This is a genomic window from Loktanella gaetbuli (assembly GCF_020531945.1).
GTDB classification, from domain to species: domain Bacteria; phylum Pseudomonadota; class Alphaproteobacteria; order Rhodobacterales; family Rhodobacteraceae; genus Loktanella; species Loktanella gaetbuli.
The window spans coordinates 1-12,421 of record NZ_JAJATZ010000006.1; the positions used below are offsets into that span (position 1 = coordinate 1).

Annotated in this window: 12 protein-coding genes; 2 read left to right on the forward strand and 10 right to left on the reverse strand. The window is 60.9% G+C overall.

Annotated elements, in window-relative coordinates:
* Window positions 1-370 precede the first annotated feature (370 nt).
* Together LGQ03_RS12435 and LGQ03_RS12440 are read left to right on the forward strand one after the other, a co-directional pair.
* Window positions 371-682 carry a hypothetical protein gene (locus tag LGQ03_RS12435; RefSeq protein WP_226748671.1) on the forward strand — a complete coding sequence of 104 codons (312 nt, stop codon included), beginning with the start codon at window positions 371-373 and terminating at the stop codon, window positions 680-682.
* Between the two features lie 104 nt (window positions 683-786).
* The gene (locus tag LGQ03_RS12440) at window positions 787-1,473 is read left to right on the forward strand and encodes a haloacid dehalogenase type II (RefSeq protein WP_226748672.1); all 687 of its coding nucleotides are present in this window, start codon (window positions 787-789) and stop codon (window positions 1,471-1,473) included.
* Here the strand turns inward: LGQ03_RS12440 and LGQ03_RS12445 are convergent.
* From LGQ03_RS12445 to LGQ03_RS12490, 10 genes are all read right to left on the reverse strand, one after another.
* Window positions 1,470-2,960 carry a mannitol dehydrogenase family protein gene (locus LGQ03_RS12445; protein ID WP_226748673.1) on the reverse strand — a complete coding sequence of 497 codons (1,491 nt, stop codon included), beginning with the start codon at window positions 2,958-2,960 and terminating at the stop codon, window positions 1,470-1,472. The two genes, LGQ03_RS12440 and LGQ03_RS12445, sit on opposite strands and share 4 nt — an antisense overlap.
* Window positions 2,960-3,733: an L-iditol 2-dehydrogenase gene (locus tag LGQ03_RS12450; protein WP_226748674.1), complete on the reverse strand. Its 774-nt coding sequence runs from the start codon at window positions 3,731-3,733 to the stop codon at window positions 2,960-2,962. Before LGQ03_RS12450 ends, LGQ03_RS12445 begins: the two co-directional genes overlap by 1 nt.
* On the reverse strand, window positions 3,730-4,734 hold the full coding sequence (locus LGQ03_RS12455; protein ID WP_226748675.1) for an ABC transporter ATP-binding protein: 1,005 nt from the start codon (window positions 4,732-4,734) through the stop codon (window positions 3,730-3,732). The genes LGQ03_RS12450 and LGQ03_RS12455 overlap by 4 nt, the downstream gene beginning before the upstream one ends.
* Before the next feature lie 12 nt (window positions 4,735-4,746).
* Complete coding sequence (locus LGQ03_RS12460; RefSeq protein ID WP_090158504.1) at window positions 4,747-5,577, reverse strand: carbohydrate ABC transporter permease; 831 nt, start codon at window positions 5,575-5,577, stop codon at window positions 4,747-4,749.
* A 14-nt stretch (window positions 5,578-5,591) separates the two neighbouring features.
* Complete coding sequence (locus tag LGQ03_RS12465; protein WP_056033239.1) at window positions 5,592-6,470, reverse strand: carbohydrate ABC transporter permease; 879 nt, start codon at window positions 6,468-6,470, stop codon at window positions 5,592-5,594.
* Window positions 6,471-6,583: 113 nt separating this feature from the next.
* Window positions 6,584-7,897 carry an ABC transporter substrate-binding protein gene (locus tag LGQ03_RS12470; RefSeq protein WP_090158505.1) on the reverse strand — a complete coding sequence of 438 codons (1,314 nt, stop codon included), beginning with the start codon at window positions 7,895-7,897 and terminating at the stop codon, window positions 6,584-6,586.
* Window positions 7,898-7,991: 94 nt separating this feature from the next.
* Window positions 7,992-9,017, reverse strand: coding sequence for a LacI family DNA-binding transcriptional regulator (locus tag LGQ03_RS12475; protein ID WP_177172637.1), 1,026 nt, complete (start codon window positions 9,015-9,017; stop codon window positions 7,992-7,994).
* A 190-nt stretch (window positions 9,018-9,207) separates the two neighbouring features.
* Window positions 9,208-10,290 (reverse strand): BMP family ABC transporter substrate-binding protein, encoded by a 1,083-nt coding sequence (locus tag LGQ03_RS12480; RefSeq protein ID WP_226748676.1) that lies wholly within the window; start codon window positions 10,288-10,290, stop codon window positions 9,208-9,210.
* Between the two features lie 25 nt (window positions 10,291-10,315).
* A complete protein-coding gene (locus tag LGQ03_RS12485) occupies window positions 10,316-11,230 on the reverse strand; it encodes an ABC transporter permease (protein ID WP_090158508.1) in 915 nt (304 codons plus the stop codon).
* Window positions 11,231-11,285: 55 nt separating this feature from the next.
* A complete protein-coding gene (locus LGQ03_RS12490) occupies window positions 11,286-12,371 on the reverse strand; it encodes an ABC transporter permease (protein WP_226748677.1) in 1,086 nt (361 codons plus the stop codon).
* Window positions 12,372-12,421: the final 50 nt, after the last annotated feature.

Here is a 12,421-nt window from a genome sequence, read left to right on the forward strand (position 1 = left end):
GAGCGTGACGACGCCGTTCGCATCATGAACTCGGGCATCTACGACGAGACCAAGATCCAGCTGATCCGCGCGCTGTATGCCGACGACGAGGCCGTGATCCAGTCGAACGGTTTGTACTAAGCCAGCTACAAACCCCGTTCCTCCACGGCGGTTTGTCTGCGAAAGGCCTGTCCATGATGGACAGGCCTTTTTGCTGTCCGGGCGCGCGCAAGCAGGGATCAGCAGGTACGACAGTGTAAAAGTAGTTCCGTGCATAAATGCACAAAACAATAGTCAGTACTGATGGGTATCAAAAATTTGCACGGTACCCTATCTCTATTCCACAAGGACGACGCTGATGTCGCCACTGAATAGAACTTTGGAGAAGACCATGAAAAACGTAATCAAATCCGCCCTTATCGTCGCAACCGTTGCACTGTCCGCAACCGCCGCATCCGCCGCATCCACGCAGTTGCTGCCGGTCGAGCGTTTCGTTGTGTCCAACGAGAACCGCGCAAACTTTGACGCGAACCTGGCTACGCTGGGTATCGAACTGCGCCCCGGCCAGGTGCTGACTGGCGAAGAGCGTGACGACGCCGTTCGCATCATGAACTCGGGCATCTACGACGAGACCAAGACCCAGCTGATCCGCGCACTCTATGCCGACGACGAGGCCGTGATCCAGTCGAACGGCCTGTACTAAGCCGCAACCGGCTTGTCCGGATTGTGAACACAAGGCTCGCCCTTCGGGGCGGGCCTTTTTATTTGCCCGATGCCATGCCATCGTTTTCCCGACTGGAGGATCACATGGCTGACCATATTCTTGTTTTCGACGTGAATGAGACCTTGCTGGATCTGACGACGCTGGAACCGCTGTTCGCGCGGCTGTTCGGTGATCCGGCGATGATGCGGCAATGGTTCGCCCATCTCATCCTGTATTCAGAGGCAATGACCCTGTCGGGTGAATATGCGCCCTTCGGCACATTGGCCCAAGGCACCTTGCGCATGATGGGCGAAACGCAGGGCGTGTCTGTCGGCGATGCCGATGCCGCGGAACTGGTGCATCTGCTGACCAACATGCCGGCCTGCGATGACGTGATTCCGGCGCTGACCCGGTTGCAAGAGGCAGGCGTGCGCATGGTGACGCTGACGAATTCGCCCCCCACCGACAGTCCGACCCCCATGGAAAAGGCCGGGATTGCCCATTTTTTCGAGGCGCACTACAGCGTGCAGAGCGTCGGAAAATTCAAACCGCATCCCGATTGTTACCGGCTTGTGTCCGAATCCCTGGATGTGCACATCGCCTCCTTGTGTCTGGTTGCCGCACATCTGTGGGACACCATGGGCGCGCAGGGGGCCGGTGCCAGCGGTGCATTCATCACGCGGACGGGCAACGCGATGCTGCCGTCGGACGGCATCGCGCAACCGACCTATGTGGCCCCTGACCTTGGTGCATTCGCGGACCAGTGGCTGGCCCTGCAGGATATCGTCTAGCGGGACAGATAGGCGTCGATCGTCGCAGCCGCCCCGTCGGCCCAAAGCTGATTGAGCCAGTTTCCAAAGGCATCCGCGAACAGTGGATTGTCGCCCAGTTCGCCATAAAAACCGTCCTGTGCCAGCCAGACCTGCGGATCGTGGCGGGCGGCCTGCGCTGCATCGACCAAGCTGTTCCATAGCGGATCATTGGGCGCGATCTGACTGCCGTCCTCGCGGGTGCCGGCGCACATACGTGCCCACAATGCCTCGGTCAGGGCCAGACCCTGGATGTCTCCACCCGCTGCCAGCGCGTCGCGCAGGGTCGGCAGGACGAAACCGGGGTGACGCGATGAGCCGTCAAAGGCGACGCGCCGCGTCGTGTCACGTATCCTGGGGTTCGCGAACCGCGTTTCAATAAGCGCGAGGTATTGCGCAGCAGGCATGCCGTCGACCGCATCGACATAGGGGATGATCCCCGTGGTCTGCACCTTGCGAAAGAAGGCGGCGATCCGCGGATCGTCCATGCAGTCCGCGATGGTCTGGTGACCGATGATTTCGCCCACGTTCGCCAGCACCTGATGGCCCGCGTTCAGAATGCGGATTTTCATGCTTTCATATGGATGCACGTTGTCGGTCATCGTGGCACCGGCGGCGGCCCAGTCCGGGCGGCCCGCACAAAAATGATCCTCGATCACCCATTGGCGGAAATTTTCGTGGGTGACGGGGGCCGCGTCGTCGATGCCGAGATCCTGCACGATGCTGCGTTCGGCGTCGCCCGTCGCGGGAACGATGCAGTCGACCATCGCATCCGGAAACGCGCCCTGCGTGTCGATCCAATCGGCTAGATCCGGGTCCGACAACCGGGCAAGACCGACCACGGTCTGCCGCAGGATTGCGCCATTGCCTTGCAGGTTGTCGCAGCACATCGCGGTAAAGGGTGGGTGCCCCGCCGTGCGGCGCGCCCGTAGTGCTGCCACCATCGCGCCAAAGGCGGTGCGGGGCGTTGCAGGATGGGCAGCATCGTGTTTCAGGTCGGCATGCCCGGTGTCCAGTCCGCCGTCTGCGCGGCGGTAATATCCGCCCTCGGTCACGGTCAGGGACACGATCCGGATCGCGGGATCGGACATGGTGGCAATCAATTGCGCGTTGTCCTCCTCGATCGGCAAAAAATCGATCATCGCGCCAGTCACCTCGGCCGAAATACCGGCGGGGTCCAGCTCGATCAGCGTATTCAGGCAGTCCTGCGCCAGCAGGCGGTCGCGCATCGCCGCATCACCCGGACGCACACCTGCGCCAATGATCGCCCAGTCATGGGCCTGACCCTGTTGCATCAGACGGTGCAGATACCAAGCCTGATGCGCACGGTGGAAATTGCCCAGACCGATATGCACGATGCCCGGCGTCAGCGCGGACCGGTCGTAGGTCGGCCTTACGATTGCTTGCGGCAGGTCGGCCAGCGTCGCATTGCTCAGTTTCATGGCGCGGTGTCCTTGTGCGTCTTTCATCAGCTCATCCAGTTGCCGCCGTCGACGTTATACGTCTGGGCGACGATGTATTCCGCCTCGGCACTGGCGAGAAAGATCGCCATGCCGGTCAGGTCGTCGGCGGTGCCCATGCGGCCAAAGGGGACGGCATCGCCGACCTCTTTTTTCTTTTGTCCTGGGGCCTTGTTTTCGTATTTGGCAAAGAACGCATCGACGCCGTCCCAATGTTCGCCATCGACGACTCCGGGGGCGATGGCGTTCACGTTGATGCCGTGCTGGATCAGGTTCAGGCCCGCCGATTGCGTCAGGCTGATCACGGCGGCCTTGGTCGCGCAATAGACAGCGACAAGGGATTCGCCACGCCGTCCGGCCTGTGACGCCATGTTGATGATCCTGCCGCGAATGCCACGGTCGATCATGTGACGTGCGACAGCCTGCATGGTGAACAGGCAGCCGCTGACATTGATCGCAAACGCGCGGTCATAATCGGCGCGGGTGATTTCAGCGATGGGTGCGGCGGTGAAAATGGCGGCGTTGTTGATCAGGATGTCGATCTGGCCCAGCCTTTGCACTGCTTCTGCCACGCCTGCATCAATGCTGGCCTGATCGGATACGTCCAGTTTCACGGCAATGGCGGCGTCACCGATCTGGTCCGCTGCGGCCTGCGCACGATCAAGGTCGATGTCGGCGATGACCACGCGCGCGCCCTCTGCCACGTAGGCCTGCGCAAAGGCCAGACCGATGCCGCGCGCGGCACCGGTGATCAATGCGGTTTTTCCGTCCAGCCGGTTCATGTGATCCGCAGCCCCGCTTTGTCAAAGCGGTGGAATTCGTCCATGCGAGGCGACAGGTGGATGGTGTCGCCGTGCCGCAGGCTGATGTCGCCGATGGCGCGCACGGTCAGGGTTTCGGCCAGCCCCGTGTTGTGGATGTGGAAAAACGTATCCGACCCAAGGTGTTCTGCCACGCCGACGGTGCCCTGCCAGACGCCGTCCGATTGCACGACGTCGATGTGTTCGGGACGGATACCGATGGTATGGGCGTTGTGCTTGTCCGCTTCTGGTCCTGTCAGCAGGTTCATTTTCGGCGACCCGATGAACCCTGCGACAAAGGTGTTGCGCGGCGCGCGATACAGTTCCAGCGGCGATCCGACCTGTTCGATCACACCGGCCTGAAGCACGACGATCTTGTCCGCCATGGTCATCGCCTCGACCTGATCGTGGGTCACATAGATCATCGTGGTGTCGAGCTTCTTGTGCAGTTCGGAAATTTCCATCCGCATGCCCACACGTAGGGCGGCGTCAAGGTTGGACAGTGGTTCGTCGAACAGGAATGCCGAGGGTTCGCGGACGATGGCGCGACCAATGGCGACACGTTGGCGCTGGCCACCTGACAACTGCCCCGGACGGCGGTCCAGATAGGCGGTCAGGTTCAGCACGGATGCCGCCCCTTCGACGCGGCGATCGATTTCCGCCGGATCCATCTTGGCCATTTTCAGCGGAAACGCGATGTTCTTGCGCACCGACATATGCGGGTAAAGGGCGTAGGACTGGAACACCATCGCAAGGCCGCGTTTGGCCGGAACCAGTGTCGTCGCATCCTTGCCGTCGATTTCGATGTGACCAGAGGTGATGTCCTCCAACCCGGCAATCAGGCGCAGCAGGGTGGATTTGCCGCAACCTGACGGTCCGACGAAGACCGTGAATTCCCCGTCGTGGATCGTCAGGTCGAGTGGCGGAATGACCTCGGCGTCGCCAAAGCGTTTCGTCACTTGCTTGAGTTCGATTTTTCCCATGAGTCCGGGTCCTTATTTCACTGCGCCGAATGTCAGGCCGCGTACAAGTTGTTTCTGGCTGAACCAGCCGAGGATGAGGATCGGCGCGATGGCCATTGTCGAGGCCGCGCTGAGTTTCGCGTAGAACAGACCCTCGGGGCTGGAATAGCTGGCGATAAAGGCCGTCAGCGGTGCCGCCTTGGCCGCCGTCAGGTTGAGGGTCCAGAACGCCTCGTTCCAGGCAAGGATGAAGTTCAGCAACAGGGTCGATGCAATGCCGGGGATCGCCATTGGTGTCAGCACATACAGGATTTCTTCCTTGAGGCTGGCGCCGTCCATACGGGCCGCCTCGAGGATCTCGCCCGGGATTTCCTTGAAGTAGGTATAAAGCATCCAGACGATGATTGGCAGGTTGATCAACATGAGGATGACCACCAGCGCGATGCGGCTGTCCAGCAACCCAAGTTCGATGCAGATCAGATAGATCGGATACAGAACCCCCACGGCCGGCAACATCTTGGTCGAGAGCATCCAGAGCAGGATGTCCTTGGTCCGGCGACTGGGCACAAATGCCATCGACCAGGCGGCCGGCACCGCGATCAGCACGCCCAGAACGGTGGACCCGCCTGCGATGATGACCGAATTCCAAAGGAAACGCATGTAGTTGGACCGTTCCTGCACGACGGCATAGTTTTCCAGCGTCCAGTCAAAGAACAGGAACACCGGTGGATCGCTGATCGCCTGCGCCTCTGTCTTGAAGCTGGTCAGGATGGTCCAGAGGATCGGAAAGAAGATCGTGAAACCGATGGCCCAGGCCGCGGCTGTGGTGATGATCTTGCGGCGGGTTGTGGTCGAGCGTGCCATGTTCTGATCCTCCCTTATGTATCGAGGTTCTTGCCGACGATGCGCATCAGAAAGATCGCAACGATATTGGCAAGGATGATGGCATAGACACCGCCTGCCGACCCCAGGCCCACGTTCTGGCTTTCCAGCACGCGCTGAAAGATGAGGTAGGTCAGTGTCCGGGACCCAAAGGCACCGCCGGTTGTGACAAAGATTTCCGCAAAGACGGACAGCAGGAAAATCGTCTGGATCAGGATCACGATGGTCACGGCACGGCTGAGGTGCGGCAGCACGATATGGCCAAAGCGAGCCAGCGGTGATGCGCCGTCCATTTCGGCCGCTTCCAGCTGTTCACTGTCCAGCGATTGAATGGCGGTCAACAGAATGAGGGTGGCAAAGGGCAGCCACTGCCAGCTGACGATCAGGATGATCGAGGGCAGGGAGGCCTCGCTGAGCCATGACACGGGTTCAGCGCCAAACAGTCGCCACAGGTGCGAAAACAACCCGTTGTTGGCGTCCATGAACATGTTTTTCCAGACCAGCGCGGACACGGTCGGCATGACGAAAAAGGGCGCGATGACAAGGATGCGGACAATGCCCTGGCCCCACATCGGCTGGTCCAGCAGCATCGCAAGCAGGATGCCGAGGCAGACGGTGATGACCAGAACGCCGCCCACGATGATCAGCGTGGTGATGACCGACGGCCAGAAGGCGCTGGATGAGACGAACCGCACGTAGTTTTCGAAACCGACCCATTCGAGGCCGTTTTCCCAGCGGTCGCCGCGCAGCGGCAGGAATTTCTTGAACGAAAAGAACAGGGTCAGGACGAGAGGAATCAGCATCCAGCCCAGTAGCAGGATCACTGCGGGTGCCATCATCATCCGCGCGGCAGAGCGGGAAGCCTTGGTCGCCATGAACACGTCTCCTTTGGCGGTGGTCATAAACCATCACCGGTGAGGCCAGAAAAATAAATGGGAAAGGGTGGTCAGGGGGCGGCGGATGCTGCCCCCTGACGGGGAGGGGTGCCTTAGTAGCCTGCGGCTTCCATGGCTTCGGTGGTGATGTCCTGCGCCTTGGCGAGGGCCTCTTCGACGGTCTGCTGACCTGCATAGGCGGCCGAGAATTCCTGGCTCACCTCGGATGCGATGCCCGCAAATTCCGGGATCGCCGCGAACTGCACGCCGACATAGGGAACCGGGTCAACCGTGGGGTTCTGCGGATCTGCCGACAGGATCGAATCCAGCGTCATCTGTGCGAACGGCACGTCCTGGTAGTTGGGGTTTTCGTACAGCGAGGTCCGTGCACCCGGCGGGACGTTGGCCCAGCCTTCGTTGGCCGCAACCAGCTCGATATAGTCTTTGGACGTGGCCCACTCGATGAATTGCAGGGCCTCTGCCTGCTGCTGCGTGCCGGCGGGGATCGCCAGTGCCCAGGCCCAGAGCCAGTTGGACCGCTTGCCCAGACCGGTATCGGGTGCCAATGCAAAACCAACGCTGTCAGCCACGGTGCTGTCGTTGGGGTTGGTGACAAAGGACGCCGCCACGGTGGCATCGATCCACATGCCGCAGTTGCCCTGCTGGAACAGGCTCAGGTTTTCGTTGAACCCGTTGGTGGCATAACCGGCGGGGCCGGATGCATCCATCATGTCCTTGAAGAAGTTGACGGTGTTGGCCCATGCTTCGGTGTCGAACTGGGCGTTCCACTCTTCGTCGAACCAGCGCGCGCCAAAAGAGTTGGACATGGCGGTGATGAACGCGCCACCCTCGCCCCAGCCGGCCTTGCCGCGCAGACAGATGCCGTTGATGTCGTTGTCGCGGTCCGTCATTGCAGCGGCTGCATCACGGATGAATTCCCAGGTGGGGGCCTCTGGCATTTCCAGACCGGCGGCTTCCATCAGGTCGGTGCGATACATGATCATCGACGATTCGCCGTAGAACGGTGCCGCATAGAGCGTGCCGTCATGGCTCAGGCCACCGGCCATCGCGGGCAGGATGTCGCCAGCGTCATAATCGTCGGACAGGTTGTCCAGCGGGACCAGCCAGCCGTTGCTGCCCCAGATCGGGGTCTCGTACATGCCGATGGTCATGATGTCGAACTGACCGCCGCTGGTGGTGATGTCGGTGGTGACGCGCTGACGCAGGACGTTCTCCTCCAGCGTGACCCATTCGACGTTGATGCCGGTCTGTTCGGTGAACTGATCGGTATAGCCCTGCATCCGGATCATGTCGCCGTTGTTGACGGTCGCGATCGTGATGGTGGGCGAGTGTGCTTCGGCGTAGGCGCCACCGGCTGTGACCAGCGCGAGCGCCGTCGCAGCACTCAGAGTGCTCTTCAATGACATCAGGTATCCTCCCTAGATCGATGTTCTGTGGGTGAGCATAGGGATGAGGGCTACGCGGCGTCAATAAAAAATTTACGCGCGTAAATTAGCGGTATCAGGCCGAGTCGCGCAGGATCAGACGGCCCTCGATTCGCGTGCTTTGCCAACGCTCTACGCTGCCATCGATCGCGGCGAACAGTGTGTCGGCAGCGTGTTTGGACACGGCGTCATAGTCGTGGGAAATCGTCGTCAGTGGCGGGCAGGTGTAGCGCGAATGGGGGTGTCCGTCCTGACCAGCGATTCGTACCGTGCTGCCATCGCCACGACCAACGGTGATTCCCCGCTCGTAGCACGCGGTCAGCAGACCGATGGCCAGGCGGTCGTTGCTGCACAGGATCGTATTGGTCGGAAACAGGTTCCTGGCAAAGGCGTCGTGACCACCGACCCGCCCGATTTCTTCGAAACCCCAACCTTCGCCCGCGACGGATATGACGTGCGGGCTGTGGCCAAACGTTTCCATTGCGGCCAGATAGGCGTGCCTGCGCCGATGCGCATTCGGGTTTGCTGGGTTTTTCATCTCGAAAAAGCAGGGTGGTTCACCGGTGCGGCACAGGTAATCGGTGATATGCGCGGTGAACTGCTGGTTGTCAGACCCGACAAAGGCAATGCCCAGTTCGGCAACGCTGCTGTCAAAGATCAGCGTCGGCACGTCATCGCAGAACTTGGCCAGGACTTCGGTGTCGCTGGCACGGCCCAGCGGTGCCAGCAAGACACCCGCAGGTTTGAGCGCCCGCAAGTTGTTAAGGACAGCAACCTCTTGTTCGGGGTCGCCATGCGCACTGAACAATGTCGGGGAATATCCGGCGACAATGCAGCGCTGCTCGAGGTTCCGTGCGATTTCCGCGAAATAAGGGTCGGCCAGCAGGGGCACCACGATGCCGACATTCTTGGTCAGCTTGCGATTCTGGTTCATGGCAAAGATGTTCGGCCGGTAATCGTATTGTTCGATCGCAGCTTCGATCCGGGCACGGGTGGTCTGGCGCACGCTGTCGGGGTTGTGGAAATATTTGGATACGGTCGGGCGGGATATGCCGCTGACGGCAGCAAATTGATCCATGTTGCGAATTTCGCGTGGCGACACCTGCAGTCCTCGTCGGTTCTGGCTATCCGTCGAGTTTAACATTGGGAAAGTGATTTTGTCGCGCGTAAAATTTACGCTGTGATCCTGTCATCAAGATTTGGAAAGTTCGGCAAGGCAGCAAACTTTGCGTGCCCCAAAAGTGTAAAGGGCGACCCGCAGGCCGCCCTTCGTCTTTTTCGGTTGGTCCCGCTTATTGCGGAATTTCGCCTTCGATGCCTTCGACGTAGAAATTCATCCCCGCCAGCGTGCCGTCATCCGCAATCTCGCCTTCGGCCAGCCAGACCGAACCGTCCTGCCGGTTGATCGGCCCGGTAAAGGGGTGGTAGCTGCCATCTGCAATCGCGTCGCGCATGGCTTCGGCAGATGCCTTCACCTCTGCGGGAACCGCGTCGGTGATTTCACCGATACCGACCATGCCCGGCCCGATGCCGTCCCAAGTGCTGGTCGATTCCCATGTGCCATCCATTACGGCCTGCGTGCGCGCGATGTAATAGGGGGCCCAATCGTCGATGATCGACGACACGCGCGGCATCGGGGCGTATTCCGCCATGTCTGATGCCTGACCGAATGTATACACATTGCCAGCCGCCTGAGCGGCCGCCTGCGGTGCCGTGGAATCGGTGTGCTGCAACACCACATCGGCACCCTGTTCGATCAGGACGGTTGCGGCTTCGGCCTCTTTGGCGGGGTCGAACCATGTGTAGGCCCAGACGATCTTGAACTCGACGTCGGGGTTAACTTCCTTGGCGTGCAGGTAGGCGCTGTTGATACCGCGAATGACCTCGGGGATCGGGAAGGACGCGATATAGCCGATGATGTTGGATTCTGTGATCTGGCCTGCAATGTGGCCCTGAATGGCTCGACCTTCGTAGAAACGCGCGCTGTAGACGCTGACGTTGTCCGCCTGCTTGTAGCCGGTCGCATGTTCGAATTTCACGTCCGGAAATTTGGCAGCGACGTTCACGGTCGGGTCCATGAAACCGAACGAGGTGGTGAAAATCAGGTCAGCGCCGTCCAGTGCCATCTGGGTGATCACACGCTCTGCATCGGGGCCTTCGGGGACGCTCTCGACGAAGACGGTCTCGACCGCGTCACCGAACTCTGCCTCGACGGCCAGACGCCCCTGATCGTGCTCGTAGGTCCAACCGCCGTCGCCGACGGGACCCACGTAGACGAAACCGACCTTGGTTTTTTCTGCATGGGCGGCGGCAAATGCGCCTGTGCCCATGGCGATGACGGCAGCCGTGCTGGCAAGTAGTGTTCTGCGTTTCATTTCACTCTCTCCTGTTGGTGCGGCCCTAGCGGGCGGCGTGGAATATCCGTCCCAGTGATCCTGGGCTCCGTCCGGCGGACATGATCACCAGAACGGCGATGGTGGCAAGATAGGGCGACATCGACAGGTACTCGACCGGGATCGCAACACCTGCCGCCTGCAAATTCAGCTGCAGGACAGTGACGCCGCCGAAAAGATAGGCACCCAGCACCAGCCGTCCTGGCCGCCAGCTGGCGAATACGACGATGGCCAGAGCGATCCATCCAGCACCCGCGGTCATGCCCTCGGTCCACTGCGGGACGCGCACCAGCGACAGATAGGCACCGCCCAGACCCGCGCAGGCCCCGCCGAATGCAATCGCCAGCATCCGCGTGCGACGCACGTTGTAACCCAGCGCATGGGCGGCATCGTGGTTTTCCCCCACGGCGCGCAGCACCAGTCCTGCGCGGCTGCGGAACAGGAAAAACCAGACGGCCAGTGCGATCAGCAGCCCGATATAGACCATCGGATCATGCTGGAACACGATGGGACCGATAACCGGGATATCGCCCAGTATGGGGACATGGATATCCGGAAAGGACGGTGCCTTGATCCCGATATAGCCCTGTCCCATCAGTGCTGACAGGCCCAGCCCAAACAGCGTCAGCGCAAGCCCCGTCGCCACCTGATTGGATAGCAGATATTGCGTCAGGAACCCGAACACCTGGCTTAGCAAGGCGCCACCCAGGGCCGCCCCTGCGAACCCTAGCCAGGGGCTGCCGGTGGCCACGGCGACGATAAATCCTGTCACTGCGCCGGTGATCATCATGCCCTCGACGCCCAGGTTTAGAACGCCCGCACGTTCGACGACCAGTTCGCCGATTGCGGCCAGCAGGATCGGTGTGGCCGCCACCATCAGCGACGCAAAGAACAGGATCGGATTGATCGACGACAGGTCCATCAGATGATGCCTCCGTGCAGGGTCAGGCGAACCACGCAGGTCTTGGTGCCGAACATCACGACACCTCCTTGCGCAGCATCCGGATGCGATAGGTGGTGAACACGTCCACGGCCAGCAGGTTGAACAGCAGCATCCCCTGCAACAGGTTGATCGCTGCGGCAGGCAGCCCGAGGCTGGATTGCGCGATGCCGCCCCCGATGTAGGTCAATGCCATCAGCGCGCCTGCGGCCATGATGCCGATGGGGTGCAGGCGACCAAGGAATGCCACGATGATCGCGGTGAACCCGTAGCCTACGTTGAAATCGATGCTGATCTGGCCGGCCGGGCCTGCGACCTCGAACAGGCCAGCGGCCCCGGCCAGTGCACCGGACAGCCCCATGCAGATCAGCACCATGCGTGCCGGATTCACGCCCGCGAATTTCGCCGCGCGCGGGGCCTGTCCGGTCAGCCGCACGTGAAATCCGAAGACATGACGCGACAGCGTCACATAGGCAAAGATGACAGTGATCAGCGCCGCGACCACGCCCCAGTGCATCCCGCTGCCCGATATCAGTTCAAGGTTCGCGGCAGATGGATATTGCGACAGGTTGCGGCTTCCGGGGAACCCCATGCCTTCGGGGTTGCGCATGGCACCCAGCGCCATGGCGGCCAGTAGCTGTTCCGCCACATAGACCAGCATCAGGCTGACCAGAATTTCATTGGTGCCGAACCGCACGCGCAGCAGGCCGGGGATAATCGCCCAGGCCCAGCCGCCCAACGCACCCGCCAGCACCATCGTCGGAAAGATCAGCCAGCGTGCATCCATCGGATAGAGTGCGAGCGCCACGCCCGCCCCGCAGATGGCACCGACGATGTACTGCCCCTCGGCACCAATGTTCCACACCCCCGCACGAAAGCCAAAGCTCAACCCGATGGCGATCAGCACAAGCGGCGCGCCCTTGATCAGGATTTGCGGGCGGTAGAACCACGCAAATTCCGAAAACAGCGGATCAAGAAAAATCGTACGGATCACGGTGATCGGATTCTGGCCAAGGGCCGCGAAAAGCAGGCCGCCCAGCACCATGGTCAGCAAAACCGCCATGACCGGACTGCCCCAGGCCCACAGCCGCGACGGCGCCTCGCGTTTTTCCAGAACGATCACAGCGCAGCCTTTTGTATCATCTTGCCAAAAATACTCGCCCGCCGCAGGCG